General features: G+C 74.2%; 21 protein-coding genes and 1 tRNA gene. 7 read left to right on the top strand and 15 right to left on the bottom strand.

What is annotated here, in order from left to right; all coding sequences use genetic code 11:
* Positions 1 to 231: 231 nt before the first annotated feature.
* Entirely contained in the window at positions 232 to 426 is a 195-nt protein-coding gene (locus FHS37_RS09255) for a hypothetical protein (RefSeq protein ID WP_184818978.1), read from the top strand.
* A gap of 92 nt (positions 427 to 518) precedes the next feature.
* Here the strand turns inward: FHS37_RS09255 and FHS37_RS09250 are convergent, their stop codons facing one another.
* From FHS37_RS09250 to FHS37_RS09215, 8 genes are all read right to left on the bottom strand, one after another.
* Positions 519 to 1,421 carry an RNA polymerase sigma factor SigF gene (locus tag FHS37_RS09250; RefSeq protein WP_184818976.1) on the bottom strand — a complete coding sequence of 301 codons (903 nt, stop codon included), beginning with the start codon at positions 1,419 to 1,421 and terminating at the stop codon, positions 519 to 521.
* A gap of 246 nt (positions 1,422 to 1,667) precedes the next feature.
* Entirely contained in the window at positions 1,668 to 2,597 is a 930-nt protein-coding gene (locus FHS37_RS09245) for a SigB/SigF/SigG family RNA polymerase sigma factor (protein WP_373304307.1), read from the bottom strand.
* A gap of 193 nt (positions 2,598 to 2,790) precedes the next feature.
* Positions 2,791 to 3,084 carry a Dabb family protein gene (locus tag FHS37_RS09240; RefSeq protein ID WP_184818974.1) on the bottom strand — a complete coding sequence of 98 codons (294 nt, stop codon included), beginning with the start codon at positions 3,082 to 3,084 and terminating at the stop codon, positions 2,791 to 2,793.
* The gene (locus FHS37_RS09235; RefSeq protein WP_184818972.1) at positions 3,084 to 3,260 is read right to left on the bottom strand and encodes a hypothetical protein; all 177 of its coding nucleotides are present in this window, start codon (positions 3,258 to 3,260) and stop codon (positions 3,084 to 3,086) included. The genes FHS37_RS09240 and FHS37_RS09235 overlap by 1 nt, the downstream gene beginning before the upstream one ends.
* A 103-nt stretch (positions 3,261 to 3,363) precedes the next feature.
* Positions 3,364 to 3,448 (bottom strand) — tRNA-Ser (locus FHS37_RS09230).
* Positions 3,449 to 3,493: 45 nt separating this feature from the next.
* A complete protein-coding gene (gene tadA / locus FHS37_RS09225) occupies positions 3,494 to 3,925 on the bottom strand; it encodes a tRNA adenosine(34) deaminase TadA (RefSeq protein WP_229890161.1) in 432 nt (143 codons plus the stop codon).
* A 56-nt stretch (positions 3,926 to 3,981) separates the two neighbouring features.
* Positions 3,982 to 4,518, bottom strand: coding sequence for a tRNA adenosine deaminase-associated protein (locus tag FHS37_RS09220; protein WP_184819962.1), 537 nt, complete (start codon positions 4,516 to 4,518; stop codon positions 3,982 to 3,984).
* Positions 4,519 to 4,943: 425 nt separating this feature from the next.
* Positions 4,944 to 5,147 carry a hypothetical protein gene (locus FHS37_RS09215; protein ID WP_184818968.1) on the bottom strand — a complete coding sequence of 68 codons (204 nt, stop codon included), beginning with the start codon at positions 5,145 to 5,147 and terminating at the stop codon, positions 4,944 to 4,946.
* Between the two features lie 138 nt (positions 5,148 to 5,285).
* On the opposite strand from FHS37_RS09215, the gene upp reads away from it, so the two are divergent.
* Positions 5,286 to 5,921 (top strand): uracil phosphoribosyltransferase, encoded by a 636-nt coding sequence (upp, locus tag FHS37_RS09210; protein ID WP_184818966.1) that lies wholly within the window; start codon positions 5,286 to 5,288, stop codon positions 5,919 to 5,921.
* 28 nt (positions 5,922 to 5,949) lie between these two features.
* Here the strand turns inward: upp and FHS37_RS09205 are convergent, their stop codons facing one another.
* The 3 genes from FHS37_RS09205 to FHS37_RS09195 all read right to left on the bottom strand — a co-directional run bounded on the left by FHS37_RS09205 (position 5,950) and on the right by FHS37_RS09195 (position 7,850).
* Positions 5,950 to 6,567 (bottom strand): LytR C-terminal domain-containing protein, encoded by a 618-nt coding sequence (locus tag FHS37_RS09205; protein WP_184819960.1) that lies wholly within the window; start codon positions 6,565 to 6,567, stop codon positions 5,950 to 5,952.
* Positions 6,568 to 6,734: 167 nt separating this feature from the next.
* Positions 6,735 to 7,031 (bottom strand): type II toxin-antitoxin system VapB family antitoxin, encoded by a 297-nt coding sequence (locus FHS37_RS09200; protein WP_004943146.1) that lies wholly within the window; start codon positions 7,029 to 7,031, stop codon positions 6,735 to 6,737.
* A 96-nt stretch (positions 7,032 to 7,127) separates the two neighbouring features.
* Complete coding sequence (locus FHS37_RS09195) at positions 7,128 to 7,850, bottom strand: siderophore-interacting protein (protein WP_184818964.1); 723 nt, start codon at positions 7,848 to 7,850, stop codon at positions 7,128 to 7,130.
* Positions 7,851 to 7,925: 75 nt separating this feature from the next.
* On the opposite strand from FHS37_RS09195, the gene FHS37_RS09190 reads away from it, so the two are divergent.
* The 5 genes from FHS37_RS09190 (at position 7,926) to FHS37_RS09170 (ending at position 13,970) form a co-directional block, all read left to right on the top strand.
* Positions 7,926 to 10,067 (top strand): penicillin acylase family protein, encoded by a 2,142-nt coding sequence (locus FHS37_RS09190; protein WP_184818962.1) that lies wholly within the window; start codon positions 7,926 to 7,928, stop codon positions 10,065 to 10,067.
* Positions 10,060 to 10,668, top strand: coding sequence for a GNAT family N-acetyltransferase (locus FHS37_RS09185; protein ID WP_184818960.1), 609 nt, complete (start codon positions 10,060 to 10,062; stop codon positions 10,666 to 10,668). The genes FHS37_RS09190 and FHS37_RS09185 overlap by 8 nt, the downstream gene beginning before the upstream one ends.
* Before the next feature lie 32 nt (positions 10,669 to 10,700).
* Entirely contained in the window at positions 10,701 to 11,180 is a 480-nt protein-coding gene (locus tag FHS37_RS09180) for a cupin domain-containing protein (RefSeq protein ID WP_184818958.1), read from the top strand.
* Positions 11,168 to 11,956 (top strand): SDR family NAD(P)-dependent oxidoreductase, encoded by a 789-nt coding sequence (locus FHS37_RS09175; protein ID WP_184818956.1) that lies wholly within the window; start codon positions 11,168 to 11,170, stop codon positions 11,954 to 11,956. The genes FHS37_RS09180 and FHS37_RS09175 overlap by 13 nt, the downstream gene beginning before the upstream one ends.
* 181 nt (positions 11,957 to 12,137) lie before the next feature.
* A complete protein-coding gene (locus FHS37_RS09170; protein WP_184819958.1) occupies positions 12,138 to 13,970 on the top strand; it encodes a copper resistance CopC/CopD family protein in 1,833 nt (610 codons plus the stop codon).
* 19 nt (positions 13,971 to 13,989) lie between these two features.
* Here the strand turns inward: FHS37_RS09170 and FHS37_RS09165 are convergent, their stop codons facing one another.
* From FHS37_RS09165 to FHS37_RS09150, 4 genes are all read right to left on the bottom strand, one after another.
* Positions 13,990 to 14,892 (bottom strand): DUF72 domain-containing protein, encoded by a 903-nt coding sequence (locus FHS37_RS09165; RefSeq protein ID WP_184818954.1) that lies wholly within the window; start codon positions 14,890 to 14,892, stop codon positions 13,990 to 13,992.
* Positions 14,893 to 14,935: 43 nt separating this feature from the next.
* The gene (locus FHS37_RS09160; protein WP_184818952.1) at positions 14,936 to 15,346 is read right to left on the bottom strand and encodes a four-helix bundle copper-binding protein; all 411 of its coding nucleotides are present in this window, start codon (positions 15,344 to 15,346) and stop codon (positions 14,936 to 14,938) included.
* Between the two features lie 178 nt (positions 15,347 to 15,524).
* Complete coding sequence (locus FHS37_RS09155) at positions 15,525 to 16,088, bottom strand: DUF4396 domain-containing protein (RefSeq protein ID WP_373304305.1); 564 nt, start codon at positions 16,086 to 16,088, stop codon at positions 15,525 to 15,527.
* A gap of 189 nt (positions 16,089 to 16,277) precedes the next feature.
* The gene (locus FHS37_RS09150; RefSeq protein WP_375372294.1) at positions 16,278 to 16,475 is read right to left on the bottom strand and encodes a hypothetical protein; all 198 of its coding nucleotides are present in this window, start codon (positions 16,473 to 16,475) and stop codon (positions 16,278 to 16,280) included.
* Positions 16,476 to 16,546: the final 71 nt, after the last annotated feature.

Below are 16,546 nucleotides of genomic sequence, written 5' to 3'. Positions count from 1 at the left end.
CCGACCCGCTCCGCCGTGTCGGGAGGCCGGCTGTCCGGACCCCCGGGTGGCGGCGTCGGGCGGGCCGTCCGGCTCCGGGGGCGTGGGGACGTGTCCGTGCTTCCCGGAGGTGTCCGTTCCCGCACGGCGAGTCCGCCGCACCGCCCCCGCCCTCCGGCGCGTCCGGTCGTCAACCCCGTGTGCCCGCCCCCACTTGGGCCCTCCGTCGGGGATTCGCTAGGGTCTCGGGGCATGGCTAACACCCAGGGCCCGCAGGGCAACCACGACCCCGCCGGCAGCACCCAGATGTTCCGCGCGTTCGTCGACGAGGCCCCGCAGGGCCGGCAGGCCGCCGCTTCGGGCGGTGGGCCGCGGCTCGGCCTGATCGTCGGCGTCGTCGTCGCCGTGGCGATCGTCGCGGCGGTGGCCTGGCTCGCGCTGAAGTAACCGCTGGAACGACCGGACGACACACGGCGGCCGCCGTTGCGCCCACACGGGGAGGCGCCCCGGCGGCCCGATGCCGCTCCCGAGGTCGTGCCTCAGTCCGAGATGAGGCCCTCCCGCAGCTGGGCCAGGGTCCGGGTCAGCAGCCGCGAGACGTGCATCTGGGAGATGCCGACCTCCTCGCCGATCTGCGACTGGGTCATGTTGGCGAAGAAGCGCAGCATGATGATCCGCCGCTCGCGGGGCGGCAGCTTGGCCAGCAGGGGCTTGAGCGACTCCCGGTACTCCACGCCCTCCAGCGCCGTGTCCTCGTAGCCGAGCCGGTCCGCGAGCGATCCCTCGCCGCCGTCGTCCTCGGGTGCCGGGGAGTCCAGCGAGGAGGCGGTGTAGGCGTTGCCGACCGCGAGGCCGTCGACCACGTCCTCCTCCGACACGCCCAACGCGGCGGCCAGTTCGGTGACCGTGGGGGAGCGGTCCAGCTTCTGGGAGAGCTCGTCGCTGGTCTTCGTCAGCGCCAGGCGCAGTTCCTGCAGCCGGCGCGGCACCCGCACCGACCACGACGTGTCGCGGAAGAACCGCTTGATCTCGCCGACCACCGTCGGCATCGCGAACGTCGGGAACTCCACGCCCCGTTCGCAGTCGAAGCGGTCGATCGCCTTGATCAGCCCGATGGTGCCGACCTGGACGATGTCCTCCATCGGCTCGTTGCGGGAGCGGAAGCGGGCCGCCGCGTACCGCACCAGCGGGAGGTTGAGTTCGATCAGGGTGTCCCGGACGTAGGCACGCTCCGGGCTGTCCTCGTCGAGGACGGCGAGTCGCAGGAACAGGGAGCGGGACAGGGTGCGGGTGTCGAGGGCCGCCGTGTCCGGAAGCTCCGGAGCGGGCGTGGCCGGGAGGGCCGGGCCCTCGTCGATGGGGCCGAGTGCGTCGAGAGCATGGGGAGCTGTCTCGCTCTCCGCGAGCGTGAGCACCTTCGAGCTGCCCTGTTCTGCGGACATGCCACCCCCTTTGGGTCGCGGGACGGTCGTGGCGGACGTCCCCGTCTGAGGAACGCAGCCATCACCTGGAATACCGGCGCCGGGGCTCCGGCAAACGCGCTTCCCGCAGAATGTCACATGTCGGCAACGCGCTGTAGTGACATGTCGACATCCGAGATGCGAATCAGCCCTGGAAACAGGGGGTCTGACGTCCTTTCAGCCCAGAAACACACAGAACAGCACTGGTGAGCGATACGCTCGTACAGGTTACGCGTCGATCCTGTTTGCGGATCGCAGCCGTTGGAAGCTACGCGCCAGTAGCCGGGACACGTGCATCTGCGAGACGCCGAGCTCCGCACTGATCTGAGACTGGGTGAGGTTGCTGTAGTACCGCAGCAGCAGGATGCGCTGCTCCCGCTCGGGCAGTTGGACGAGCAGGTGCCGGACGAGGTCGCGGTGCTCGACGCCGTCCAGGGCGGGGTCCTCGTAGCCGAGCCGGTCCAGCAGCCCCGGCATGCCGTCGCCCTCCTGCGCGGCCTCCAGCGAGGTGGCGTGGTACGAGCGGCCGGCCTCGATGCAGGACAGCACCTCCTCCTCGGTGATGCGCAGCCGCTCGGCGATCTCCGCGGTCGACGGGGAGCGTCCGAAGGCGGTCGTCAGGTCCTCGGTCGCGCCGCTGACCTGCACCCACAGTTCGTGCAGCCGGCGCGGTACGTGGACGGTGCGGACGTTGTCGCGGAAGTACCGCTTGATCTCGCCGACCACCGTCGGCATCGCGAACGTCGGGAACTGCACGCCCCGGTCCGGGTCGAACCGGTCGATGGCGTTGATGAGCCCGATGGTGCCGACCTGGACGACGTCCTCCATCGGCTCGTTGCGGGAGCGGAAGCGGGCGGCGGCGTAGCGGACCAGGGGGAGGTTGGCCTCGATGAGGGCCGCGCGCACGCGGGCGTGCTCCGGCGTGCCCGGCTCCAGCTCCTTGAGCTGGCCGAAGAGCACCTGGGTCAGGGCCCGGGTGTCGGCGCCGCGGCGCCTGGCCTGGGTCGGGGGCGGGTCCGGGTGCCGGGCGGCGGCAGGGTCCTGCACCGCGTCCCGCGCCGGTTCCGGTGACCGGGCCGGGGGCGAAGCCGGGGCCGGGTTCTGGCCGGACTCCTGGTCCTGGGGCGGCGCAGTACGGGCCGACACGGTCAACGCCACCTCTTCATCGGTCCACTCGTCCGTCAACTCGTCCGTCAAAAAGCGGTCATAGCATCACAAGACATGCTCACTGTGTGCAAGCACCGCATATTCCGTGTTGAGGAACAACAGGGACGTAAGGTGCGTGCGAAACGTGCGTAAGACATAGGAAAGCCCCCCGCCGTCGCGGCGGAGGGCTCCGGGGCGCGGAGAGTCAGAATTCGTAGTCGGCGATCACCCACGTGGCGAACTCGCGCCACAGTCCGACGCCCGCCTGGTGCTCCGGGTGCTCCACGTACCGGCGCAGGGCCTCGGCGTCCTCGAACGCCGAGTTGATGGCGAAGTCGTAGGCGATGGGACGGTCGCTGATGTTCCAGGCGCACTCCCAGAAGCGGATCTCCGGGATCTTGCCGTCGAGCGAACGGAAGGCCTCCACGCCCTCGACGACCCGCGGGTCGTCCCGCTCGACGCCCTCGTTCAGCCTGAAGAGCACCAGGTGGCGGATCATCACTCTCCTCCGTTGGCGAGCCAGGTCATGAAGTCGCCGATGGCCTTCGCGGCGTCCGATATGCCCTCGAACCCTATCTGGACGTAGTCGGCCGCCCTGGCCGGGTCCGTGATGATCACGTACAGCGCGAAGACCACGAGGACGTAGACGGCGGCCTTCTTCGCGTTCACCGCCATCGCGGCCCTCCCCTGTCCCTGGTGTGCGCCGGTGTCACACGCGCATCGAGCGGGCCCCATGATCGCACGAAGGGCCCCGTCTGACGACGGGGCCCTTCACCAGCGGTAGCGGAGGGATTTGAACCCTCGGTGACTTGCGCCACACTCGCTTTCGAGGCGAGCTCCTTCGGCCGCTCGGACACGCTACCGAGGGAGACCTTACAGCACGGGGGGGCGTGGTTCGAAATCGGTATTCACCGCTCGCGGAAGAACTCCGTGAGCAGCCGGGCGCACTCCCCGGCGAGCACGCCCTCGATCACCTCGGGCCGGTGGTTGAGCCGCCGGTCGCGCAGGAGGTCCCAGAGGGAGCCGGCCGCGCCCGCCTTCTCGTCGCGCGCGCCGTAGACGACCCGGTCCACCCGCGCCTGCTGGATCGCGCCCGCGCACATCGTGCACGGCTCCAGCGTCACCACGAGGGTGCAGCCCGCCAGCCGCCACTCCCCGAGCTCCGCGGCGGCCCGCCGGACGGCGAGCACCTCGGCGTGCGCCGTGGGGTCGCCGCCGGCCTCGCGCTCGTTGTGGCCGCGGGCCAGCACGGTGGTGCCGTCCGGGGCCAGGACGACGGCCCCGACGGGAACGTCCCCGCCCCGGACGGCCCGTCCGGCCTCGTCCAGGGCGAGTCGCATCGCGGGCCGCCAGGGATCGCGCACCGGATCCGGCGGCCCCGGTGCGGTCTGCACGGTCAGCGGACGGTCTCCAGGACCTCGGAGGCGCCCAGGGCCTCCGCGATCTCGCTGAGGGCGTCCTCGGTCATCGAACGCAACTCCTTCTCGCTCACGCCCAGGTCCTCCAGGACCTGCGCGTCACCGACCGGTCCGTGCGGCACGGCGTCGGCGGAGCCGGCGGCCGCGCCGGCGTCGGCGTCCTCGTCGTCGGAATCGCCGTCCTCCGTGCCGTCGAGGTCCAGGGCGTCCAGGTCGGCGCCGTCGTCCCCGGGCTCACGGCCCAGCAGCTCGTCGGTGAGCAGGATCTCGCCGTAGCTGCTGCGAGCGGCGGCGGCGGCGTCGGAGACGTAGATCCGGGGATCCTCCTCGCCGTCCACGCGGACGACGCCGAACCAGCCGTTCTCCTGCTCGATCAGCACGAGCACCGTGTCCTCGTCGGGAGAGGCTTCCCGGGCCAGGTCGGCCAGATCCGACAGGGTTTCCACATCGTCGAGCTCCGTGTCGCTCGCTTCCCACCCGTCTTCGGTGCGCGCGAGCAGTGCGGCGAAGTACACCGTGACTCTCCCACTGGTCATAGGCGTGCCGGTTGGGGGTCCCCCCGGCGGAGGCTGCGGGCGGAGTGCTCCTGGAGAGTCCCGCCCACTCGGAATCGTGGCAGAAACAAGGCCATCAGGGGACGTCTTCGGCTCCCTGTGTCCGGCAGTTTCGACCGCAGGTCGCCGAGTGCGCCCGTGAAGGACTCACCAGCGCACTCGTTGCCGCCACGTGCGGATCGTACGCGGCTTTACCCGCCGTTCCCGCGCGGCCACTTCGGGAACACGCGGGCGCGCCGCGATCTTCCCGTGCGCGCGCCGCGCACGCGCGGTCCGCACCACCGGCCCGCACCGGCGGTCCCCGCCGCCGGTAAGGGCCACCGGAACGGACCACCGGCGCGGACCGTCGGCACGGCGTTCACCGGCACGGCGTTCATCCGGGCCGCCTACCAGCGGAAGGTCCGCATGCGCATCGCGTGGCGCAGCCGGGCCGCCTTGGCGCGGCGCGGCTGGACCCGGTCGCGCAGGGCACGGGCCTCGGCGAGTTCGCGCAGGAACCGGGCGCGCCTCCGCCGCCGCTCGGCCTCCGTCTCGGCCGGGCCGGGCCTCTCCCGCGGCGACGGATCGTCTCGGTACTCCTGCTCAGGCATCGGTTCACCACCCCAGTCCGTCCCTCCCACTTTCCCCCGGACGGGCGGTTTGACGCCAGCGAACGAGTGACCGGTGGGTTCTGCGGCTTGCCGTGCGCGCGGACGCCGGGCCTCCCGGGCCCGGTTACTGTTGAGCACATGCGTCTCCACGTCGTCGACCACCCCCTGGTCGCCCACAAGCTCACCACGCTGCGCGACCAGCGCACCGACTCCGCGACCTTCCGCCGTCTCGCCGACGAGCTGGTCACCCTGCTCGCCTACGAGGCCACGCGTGACGTGCGCACCGAGCAGGTCGACATCCGGACGCCGGTGGAGCGGACCACGGGTGTGAAGCTGTCCCACCCGCGCCCGCTGGTGGTGCCGATCCTGCGGGCCGGTCTCGGCATGCTGGACGGCATGGTCCGGCTGCTGCCGACCGCCGAGGTGGGCTTCCTCGGCATGATCCGCAACGAGGAGACGCTGCAGGCCTCGACGTACGCCACCCGGATGCCGGAGGACCTCTCCGGGCGTCAGGTGTACGTCCTGGACCCGATGCTCGCCACCGGCGGCACGCTGGTCGCGGCGATCCGGGAGCTGATCGAGCGCGGCGCGGACGACGTGACCGCCGTGGTGCTGCTGGCCGCGCCGGAGGGCGTCGAGGTCATGGAGCGCGAGCTGGCCGGCACCCCGGTGACGGTCGTGACGGCGTCGGTCGACGAGCGCCTCAACGAGCAGGGCTACATCGTGCCGGGCCTCGGCGACGCCGGGGACCGGATGTACGGGGCGGCCGAGTAGTCCCGGACGCCCCGTCCCCCGTTCCCGCTCAGCAGCCCTTCTTCGAGGCGGGCGCCGGCTCGGGCTCGGCCAGTGCGGCCAGGGCCCGGTCGGCGTCCGCCTTCTTCGTCAGGCTCCGGAACCCGTCGCCGATGATGAGGTCGACCTCGTTCCCCTTGCGGGCGGCGTCGGTGCGGCGTTCGGCGCCGGCGAGCTGGGCGCCGAGCACCGGCAGCGAGGTGTCGAGGGCGGAGGCGGGCCCGAGCAGCACACCGGTGCCCTTGACCTTCTTGTCGTAGTCCTCGGACGCGTTGGCGACCTCGCCGATCCGGAAACCGCGCTTCTTCAGCTCGTCGGCGGTCTTCTGGGCGAGACCGCCGCGGGTGGTGGCGTTGAGGACGTTGACCGTGATCGTGCCGGGCTCGGGGAGGGCCTTCGGGGCGGCCGCGGGGCTCGCCCTGACGGCGCAGGACGCCTTGGTGCCGGTCGCGGAGACGGAGGCGGGGTCGTCGCCTCCGGTGAACACGTCGATGAGCTGCAGCGTGCCCCAGCCGGCTCCGCCGAGCACGGCGACGGAGGCGACGGTGAGGACCACGAGCCGGCCGCGCCGCCGGGGCCGGCGCATCCGCGGGTACCTGTCACCCGTGATCCGGTACTGGCCGCCCATGCCAGGGGGAGTGAGCATGCTCATGAGCGCAGCGTAGTGCGCCCGGACGGCCGTGCCTACCGGATGATCATCCGACTGTGTGCAGTCCGACCCGAAAGGGTCAAACCGGGCCGGGGCAGGGCGCGGGCGGAACGCCGGGAGGACGCCGGAGGGGCGTCCGGGCGGTGTCAGTCCAGCTCGAGGACGCGGGCGTGCAGCACCTGTCGCTGCTGGAGCGCCGCCCGCACCGCGCGGTGCAGCCCGTCCTCCAGGTACAGGTCGCCCTGCCACTTCACGACGTGCGCGAAGAGGTCGCCGTAGAAGGTCGAGTCCTCGGCGAGGAGCGTCTCGAGGTCGAGCTGCTGCTTGGTCGTCACGAGCTGATCGAGGCGGACCGGGCGCGGCGCGACGTCCGCCCACTGCCGGGTGCTTTCCCGGCCGTGGTCGGGGTACGGCCGGCCGTTTCCGATGCGCTTGAAGATCACACGGAAAGCCTACCGGTCAAGACGTTCCGGGCGCAGCCGTGGCGCCGGAGTACGACGCCGAAAAAACACCCGGCCGCGCCGGCGCCGCGTCGCGGCTCAGCTCGCGCGCCAGTACCCCAGCGCGTGCATCCGCTGCTTGGGCACGCCCAGCTCCTTGCGGACGAACGCCGACAGCGCCCGCGTGGTCGCCGTGTCGCAGGCGATCCAGACGTACGGGTCGGGGCCGGCCCGCAGCAGCTCGGGCAGGTCGGCCCGCACCCGCTCGACCAGCGCCGCCCCGGCGCCCCGGCGGGGCACCTCGCGCACCTCGTGCCGCTCCGGATCGGCCCGCCAGGGCAGCCCGTCGAGCGTGCCCTCGAACCAGACGGTCGCCGGAACGGACCCCAGCGCGTCCAGCAGGGAGTTGATCGCCGGCAGCGAGGCGGGGTCGCCGACCACGAGGACGTGCGAGGGGGCGGGGCGGGGCTCCTCGAACCCCGTGCCCTGCACGGTCGCCTCGATGGTGTCCCCGGGCTCCGCCGCCCGCGCCCAGTCGCTGGCGCACCCCTCGTGCAGCGCGAACTCGAGACTGAAGGTGCCGGCCCCGGGGTCCGGGTCCACCAGGGTGTACGCCCGCTGGTGCGGCCTGCCCGCGTTGTCGAACCACAGCCGCACCCACATCGTCGGGTGGACGCCGGTCGCCGCCAGCAGCCCGCCGTCGGTGAAGTGCACCCGGCGGTAGTCGGCGGTGACGTCCTCGGCGCCCGTCACGGTGAACTCGAAGTCCTTCGCGCGCAGCAGTCTGAGGACCGCGCCCTCCCAACCCCGCCCCTGCCCCATCGCGTCTTCACCCTTCGCGTACGATTCCGCCACGATTACTTAGGGGAGCCTAACCTAAAGGGAAATGAGGGCACAGTGGCCGGCGAGATCTTTCGGGACGCCTGGGGGATCCCCCACCTGCGCGCGGACGACGCGAACGGGCTCGCACGGCTCCAGGGCCGGGTCACCGCCCTCGACCGGGCCTGGCAGCTGGAGGTGGAACGGCACCGCGCGCAGGGCACCTCGGCGTCCTTCCTCGGTTCCGGGGCCCTGCCCTGGGACCGCTTCGCCCGCCGCGCCCGCCTGGCCGACACGGCCCGCCGCTGCTGGGACGCACTGGAGCGGACGGACCCGGAGACGGCCGACTGGGTCCGGGCCTACACGGCGGGCGTCAACGAGGGGCTGAGCGCCGCCACCGCCCCCGAGTTCGCCCGCGCGGCCCTCGCCCCCGGCCGCTGGGAGCCCTGGACCCCCCTCGCGGTCTGGCTCTCCACCCACATCCTCTTCGCCGGCTTCCCCGCCAAGCTGTGGCGCGAGCACGTCGCCGCCCACCTCGGCGCGGACGCCGTCGGCCTGTTCGCCACCGACGGCCCCGGCACCTCGGGCAGCAACGGCTGGCTGGTCGCCGGGGAGCGCACGGTCACCGGTCGGGCGGTCATCGCCGGGGACCCGCACCGCTTCATCGAGGACCCCGGCGTCTACCAGCAGATCCGCCTGGCCTGCCCGGAGTTCGACGTCGTCGGCCTCGCCGTGCCCGGCGTCCCCGGCATCGCCCACTTCGGCCACACCGGCACGGTCGCCTGGGCCATCACCAACGCCATGGCCGACTACCAGGACCTCTACCGGGAGCGGCTGCGGCGCACCGGTGGGGGTACCCCCTGCTCGAGCGGAGCCGGGAGCTTGGGGGACGGCGTGGAGGCGCTCGGCCCGGACGGGGAGTGGCACCGGGCCGCCCGGCACACCGAGACCGTCGAGGTGGCGGGCGGGGAACCGGTCGAGGTCGAGGTCGTCGAGACCGACCGCGGCCCGGTCGTCATCGGCGGCCCCGAGGGCCTCGACGACGGCGTGCCCGCGCCCGGCGAACCCCCGCTCGCCGTCGCCCTGCGCCACCCGCCCCGCGTCACCGGCGACCTCGGCTTCTCCGCCCTGCTGCCGCTGCTGCGGGCGCGCCGGGCCGCCGACGTGGACCGGGCCGTCGACCGGTGGGCCGAACCGGTCAACGTGGTGATGGCCGCCGACACCGAGGGCGGCACCCTGCACCGGGTGGCCGGCCGGGTCCCGGTGCGCTCCGCGGCCAACCTGACCCGCCTGGTGCCGGCCTGGGAGCCCGGTCACGAGTGGCGGGGCTGGCACGAGCCGCCGCGCGCCGGACTGACCGACGGGGTCGCCGTGATGGCGAACCAGCGCGGCCCCGCGGCCCCGCTCGGCGTCGAGTTCGCCCCGCCGCACCGCGCCGACCGCATCGCCGAGCTGCTCGCGGTGCGGCACCGCTGGTCCGCCGCCGACATGTCCGCGATCCACACGGACACCCACCTCGCCTCCGCCGCCGCCCTCCTGGACCACCTCGCCGCCCTCGACGGCCCGGACCTGAGCGCCCCGGCCGCCGCCCTGCGCGACCGCCTGCTGCGCTGGGACCGCCGCATGGACGCGGACAGCGCCGACGCGGCCGCCTTCGCGGCGGTGCGCGGCGCGGTCGTACGGCACCTCGCGGCGCACCCCGCGTTCGCCGCGACGGCCGCGCCGCCCGCGTACCCGGAGGTCTTCCGGCCCTGGCTCGCTCTGGTCCCGCGCATCGGATACGCCCTCGAACACCTCCTCACCGCGAAGGAGCTGTTCGGCGTCGACCGCCCGGCGGCCGTGCGCGCGGCCCTGGAGGAGGTGGCCGCCCGGCCGCCCGCCGGGACCTGGGGCGACACCCACCGCCTGGTCCCCTGGCGGGCCCTGCCCCCGACGACGCCGTACGACGAACCCGGGCTGTCCGGCGACCACGACTGCGTGCTGTGCACCTCCCCCGTGCCCGGCCTCACCGACCTCGCCGCGCGCGGCCCGGCCGCCCGGTACGTCTGGGACCTGGCCCGGCGCGAGGACAGCCGCTGGGTGGTGCCGTTCGGCGCCTCGGGCGTCCCCGGATCACCGCACCACCGCGACCAGCAGCCCCTGTGGCTCGCGGGGGACCTGGTCCCGGTCGTCACCGACTGGGACCGGCTGCACAAGGAAACAGAGGAGACCGATGTCTGACCCGTACGCCTCCCGTCCGTCCGTCCACGAGCAGGTGGTCGACGGCTTCGGTTCCGTGCGCGTCCTGCCGCTGGACGCGGCGGCCGACGCCCCCCTGCTGCACCGCTGGGTGAGCGAGGAACGCGCCGCCTTCTGGGGCATGAACGGCCTCACCGAGGAGCGGGTCGCCGAGATCTACGCCCACATGGACACGCTCGACACGCACCACGCGTACCTGGTCCTCAAGGACGGCACACCGGCCGCACTGCTCCAGACCTACGAGCCGGGGGCCGACCGGGTCGGCGAGTGCTACCCCGTGGAACCCGGTGACATCGGCGTCCACCTGCTGATCGCCCCCGCCGCGCCCGGCGAGGAGCGTTCCGGCTGGACCGGCGGGCTGGCGGCCGCCATCGTCACGTACGTCCTGCTGGTCCTGGACCGCGAGCGCGTGGTGGTCGACCCCGACGTGGCCAACGAGAAGGCGGTCGCCCGCTTCGTGAGGCAGGGCTTCACCGCCGGTCCCGAGGTCGTGCTGCCGGAGGTCGACCTGCCCGACGTGTACCTCCCGGAGAAGAAGGCCCGGCTCGCCTTCCTCACCCGCGAGGCGGTCTTCGGCGGGTGACCCCCCGGGCCCGCGGGAGTAGCCTGCGGCGGGTGACCCCCGACGACCTCGTCGCCCACTACGGACTGGAGCCGCTCCCCCGCGAGGGAGGGCGGTTCCGGCAGACCTGGGCGGGTCCCGGGCGGCCCGACGGCCGCCCCGAGGGCACCGCCGTCGTGGTCCTGCTCACCGACGGGCCGGACGACTTCTCCGCCCTGCACCGCCTGCCCGCCGACGAGGTCTGGCACTTCTACCTCGGCGACCCGCTCCAGATGCTCCTCCTCGCCCCCGACGGCACCGCCCGCACCCCCGTCCTGGGCCCGGACGTCCTCGGCGGCCAGCACGTCCAGCTCACCGTGCCCGCCGGCACCTGGATGGGTGCGCGGGTGGCGGCGGGCGGCGCCTGGACGCTCTTCGGCTGCACCATGGCGCCCGGGTTCACCTACGAGGGCTACGAGCACGGGGACGCGGCGGAGCTGACGGCGCGCCACCCGGACCAGGTGGACCGGATCGTGGCACTGTGCCGCCCGTGAGCCGGGCGGGCCGGCCGGGACTGCTGGAAGGACAGGTCGCCCTGGTCACCGGGGCGGGCGGCGGCGTCGGCCGGGGCATCGCCCTGCGGTTCGCCGAGGAGGGCGCCGCGGTCGCGCTGCACTGCCGTACGGCGGTCGACGCCGCCCGGGAAGCGGCGGACCGCGTCCGGGAGGCGGGCGGCGAGGCCGTCGTCCTGCGCGCCGACCTGACCGACGAGGACGCCTGCCACCGCCTGGTGTCGGAGGCGGCCCGGTGGGGCGGGGGCCGGCTGACCGCGCTGGTCAACTGCGCCGGGGTGCAGCCGGTCCGGGAGCTCGCCGGGATGACGGCGGCCGAGTGGCGCACGGTCGTGGACACCAACCTCACCGGCGTCTTCGCCTGCACCCAGGCGGCGGCGGAGCTCATGCGGCCGGCGGGCGGCGGGTCGATCACCCACATCGCCTCGGTCGAGGCGCACCGTCCGGCGCCGGGCCACGCCCACTACTGCGCGTCCAAGGCGGCCGTGGTGATGCACGCCCGCGCGGCGGCCCTGGAGTACGGCCCGTGGGGGATCCGCGTCAACACCGTCTCGCCCGGCCTGATCGAGCGGGAGGGGCTGGAGGACGCCTGGCCGGAGGGCGTGCGCCGCTGGCGGCGGGCGTCCGCCGTGGGCCGGCTCGGCCGCCCGGAGGACGTCGGCGACGCCTGCGTGTTCCTGGCCTCCCGGCTCGCGTCCTGGGTGACGGGCCACGACCTGGTGGTGGACGGAGGGGTCTCGGCCCGGCCGACCTGGTGAGCCGCGCGGTGAGCACGCCGGGCCCCGCATCCGTACGTAACCCGGAGCCGGATTGCCGGGAGGCGGGTACGACGTGGAGCGACGGCGCAGCGGGGCGGCGGCGGACGGGGGCCGGTGGGCCGGGGCGGCGGCGGACGGGGGCCGGCGGGCCGGGGTCACGGGCCGCGGAGCCCGGCGGCTGGTGCTGCTGGGTGCCGTGCTGGTCCTGCTCCTCCTCGGCGGCGCGGCCCCGGCGAGCGCCCACGCCGCGCTGCGCGGCAGCGACCCCGAGGACGGAAGCGTCGTCGCGTCCGCCCCACGGCACGTCACCCTGACCTTCACGGAGTCCGTCGGTCTGCTCGAGGACTCCTTCCGCGTCTACGGCCCCGACAACCGCCGGGTGAGCCTGGGCGAGCCGCGGCACGCGGACGGCGCCTCCGACACCGCCCGGGTCGGCCTGCCCGGCGGGCTCGCCGAGGGCACCTACACGGTGGCCTGGCGGGTGGTCTCCGCCGACAGCCACCCGGTCTCCGGAGCCTTCACCTTCTCCGTCGGCAAGCCCTCGCCCACCGCGCCGGCGGTGCCCGCGGAGCGGGCCGGGCACCCGGTCACCACGAGCCTCTACGACACCGCCCGCCATCTCGCGTACATCGCCGCCGCCCTGCTCATCGGCACGGCGGCGTTCGCGGCCCTGTGCCGGCCGCCGGACCCGGCCCCGCTGCGGCTGCCGCTGCTCACCGGCTGGTGGACGCTGCTGACGGCCACGGTGGTCCTCCTCGTCCTGCGCGCCCCGTACGAGGCCGGGACGGCACCGGGCACCGCCCTCGACGCCTCCGCGGCCGCCCGCACCCTCGCCGGCCGCCCGGGGACCGCCCTGCTGACCCGGCTGGCGCTGCTCCTGCTGACGGCGGCGGCGCTCCTGTGGGCCTCCCGCCGCCGTGCGCCGGGACCGGACCGGGTGTCCCGCGCGCACCTGGCGGCGGGCGCCGCCTTGTCCGTCGGCCTCGCCCTGACCTGGGCGGCGGCCGAGCACGCCTCCGCCGGGATCCAGGTCCCGCTGGCGATGACGTCGTCCGTGCTGCACCTGCTGGCGACGGCGTGCTGGCTCGGCGGTCTGACGGCCCTGCTCCTCACCCTGTACCGGGCGAGGACCCCGCCGCCCGCCACCACGGTCGCCCGCTTCTCCCGCCTGGCCTTCGCCTCGGTGACCGTCCTCGTCGTCACCGGCGTCTACCAGTCCTGGCGCGGCCTCGGCTCCTGGGCCGCGCTCACGGAGACGTCGTACGGCAGGACCCTGACCGTCAAACTCGTCGTGACGGCCGGCCTGTTGCTGGTGGCGGGGCTCTCCCGCCGCTGGACGGCACGCCTGGTGACGGCGGAGGCGCCGGTGGCGGTGGCGGAGCGGGTGCCGGAGCCGGTGGGAGCGGCGGGACCGGCAGGACCGGCGGGGGCGGCAGGAGGGGGCCCGGAGGCCGGGCGCCGGGACACGGACCCCGGTGAACAGCCGTCACCGCCGGACGGGCCGCACGACCCGGACGGACCGGACCGCCGCCGTCGGGCCCTGCGGCTGTCCGTGCTGGTCGAAGTGGCCGTGGGCATCGTGGTGTTGCTGGTCACGACGGTGCTGACCGGCACCCTCCCCGCCCGCGCCGAGGCCGAGGCCGCCGGGGCGGGTCCGGTGGCCGGTCTCCCCGGGGCGTCGGTGGTCACGATCCCCTACGACGTCGGCGTCCCCGGCGGCACGGGCCGGGTGCAGATCACGCTGGACCCGGGCCGGGTGGGCGAGAACGGCGTCCAGGCGGTGGTCTTCGGCGCCGACGGCAGCCTGAGGATCATCCCGGAGCTGAGGCTGTCCTTCACCCTCGCCGCGAGGGACATCGGGCCCATCGACGCCGGGCTGACCGACCGGGGCGGCTACTGGGCCACCAGCGACCTCGACCTGCCCCTCGAGGGCACCTGGACGATGAAGGCGACGATCAGGGTGTCCGAACTGGACCAGGTGAGCGAGTCGCGGCAGGTGCGGATCACCCGCTGAGGGACCACCCGCTGACGGATCACCCGCTGACGGACCGCCCGGCGGCGGACCACCCGTCGACGGGCCGCCCGTCGACGGGCCGCCCGAGCAGTCCGCTCATGAGCTCGGCGGCCCGCACGGAGGCGTCCCCGCAGCACGTGTTGAACAGCACGTGCACCTGCTCGACCCGATCGGCCAGCCGGCGCAACCTCGGCACCCACGACCCGAGTTCGTCCGCCCCGTACGCGTACCGGAACCGGTCCTCCTTGCTGCCCGTGCCCCAGGCGCCGCTGCGCCCGTGGAACCGCACCACGGACAGGCGGGGCGAGGTGACGGGCGTGACCGGCGGTACGGACGAGGGCAGTGACTGCACCATGTCGACGCCGACGGCGGCCATCGAGCACCGGGCGAGCAGCGCGGACGTGGCCTCGGCGCGCCCCGCCTCCCACCACGAGGGGTGCCGGAACTCCACGGCGAGGGGCCAGCCGGCGGCCCGCCGCGCGCACTCCTCCAGGGCCTCCTCGGCCCGCGCGCCGGCCTTGAACCACGGCGGGAACTGGAACAGCACGCTCCCCAGCCGCCCGCTCCGGCGCAGCGGCCCGATCCCCTCGGCGAACCGCGCCCACACCTCGTCCAGCACCGCCGGGTCGCGCGCGTCGGGCGGCAGCCCGCCGGGCATCGCCGCACTCCGTGTGGGATGCCCGGTCAGCAGGGAGAACGCCTTGACGTCGAACACGAACCCGTCGGGGGTCCGCTCCACCCACAGCCGGCTGTTCCGCTCGGAGGGCAGGGCGTAGTACGACGCGTCGACCTCCACGACGGGAAACCGTTCCGCGTAGTACCGCAGCCGCCCCTCGGCGTCCCGCCGTCCCGCCGGGTACCAGCCGCTGCCGACCAGGGCCCGGTCGGTCCACGAACAGGTGCCCACGAGGATGTCGCCCATGGGACGCGGTTACCCGCCGAGCCGCTCCGCAGACGGGGCGTCGTCAGCCGAGGGCGTGGAGGAGCTCGTGGCACGCCTGCTCGCACGAGCGGCAGGCCTCGGCGCACAGACGGCAGTGCTCGTGCCGGTCGGCGTGCAGGGAGCACTCGTCGGCGCAGGCCCTGCAGGCGGTGGCGCACGCGGTGAGGATCGCGCGGGTGACGTTGGCGTCGTAGCCGGTGTGCCGGGACAGGACGGCGGCGGTGGCGTTGCAGACGTCGGCGCAGTCCATGTCGGTGCGGATGCACTTGGCGAGGTCTCCGACCATGCCCTCGGACAGACAGGCGTCCGCGCACGCCGTGCACGCCTGGGCGCAGGCGACGCACTCCTCGATGCACCGGGTGAGTTTGTCGCGGTCCACCTGCCCCAGGTCGGCCGGGTAGGTCGCGAGCATGTCCCTGACGGTCGTCGTCATCGGTCGCCTCCTCGGATCGGCGGATCCGGCGCCGAGGGGCGGGGCGGCCGGGGTGGCCGCGCCTCGTCCGCTCTCGGCTCTCGACCCCTCCCGGGTTGGCCCGACCGGGGAACGCAAACACGTCCGGGGCGCCCCGGATCCCTCCGCGGCGCCCCGGACGCGAGGTCCGGTCCGGTGCTCAGTGGTGGTGGGCGTGGACGACGGCGTGGCCCTTGCCGCGGCCGATCATCCACTTGTTGACCGGGGTGGTGACCAGGAAGGCGACCACGAACCCGCCGAGCAGGGCCGACCAGAACAGCCCGTCGGACAGGTGGGCGTCCATCGCGCCCGGGGTGAGGGCGATGATGCCGTTGTCGACGAACTCCATCACCGCGATCGAGACGGTGTCGGCGGCCAGCGCCACCTTGATCGCGGACTTGAGGTCCAGGCCCGCCCGGACCACCGCGAACAGGGTGAACGAGTAGCCGAACAGGAACGCCAGCGCGATCGCCAGGACCATGGTGGGCACGTTGCCCCACAGCAGCGCGGTGCCGATGACCATGCCGAGGATCTCGCCGATGGCGCAGCCGGTCAGGCAGTGCAGGGTCGCCTTCACCGCCGTGGACCACGAAGCCCCGGGGCGGGCGCCGTGGGTGCCGTGATGCGCCGCGTGGCCGGCGTGACCGTGGCTCTCGTGACCTGCGTGATTTCCGTGGGCGGCGTGGTCCTGCGCGGTCCCGCCGTGATGACCGGTGTGCTCCATGACCTTCATCCCCTGTCCCGTCCGGCATGACCCACCGAGGGCTCCATCTGTCCTCAATGTATACCCCCCAGGGGTATGTGTCCAGAGTGGTGGGCCCCGTCGTCGCTGTGCACCACCCGGTCCGGCCCCCTACGCCGGCGGGCGGCGCTGAGCGCGACCGGAACCGCACCGCCGGGGCTCGGTTCCCGCTCATCCCCTGCGCCGAGCTCCGAGCAGTCCCCCGGGGCCGTACGCCGCCCGAAGGCCGGAACGGCCGGTCCCGCTGCGGGAGACCGCCACGAGCGGTGCCGGCTCGTCGGCGACCGCTGTCCGGTGCTGCTGCAGCGCGGCGAGGTCGTGGCCGCCGGACGCGGCGTTCTCCAGCCACCTGACCGAGCCGGCGGTCATGCTCCGAGTCCGGCCGATCCGCTCGGCGATCACCGGCCCCGGCGGGTCCGGCCGCTGTTCCGGCAGCACGC

Origin of the sequence: Streptomyces griseomycini (genome assembly GCF_014203535.1) — a bacterium.
In the GTDB taxonomy this organism is placed as follows: domain Bacteria; phylum Actinomycetota; class Actinomycetes; order Streptomycetales; family Streptomycetaceae; genus Streptomyces; species Streptomyces griseomycini.
The sequence above is the reverse complement of the archived record's forward strand: the minus strand, read 5'-3'. Positions and strand labels throughout refer to the sequence as shown.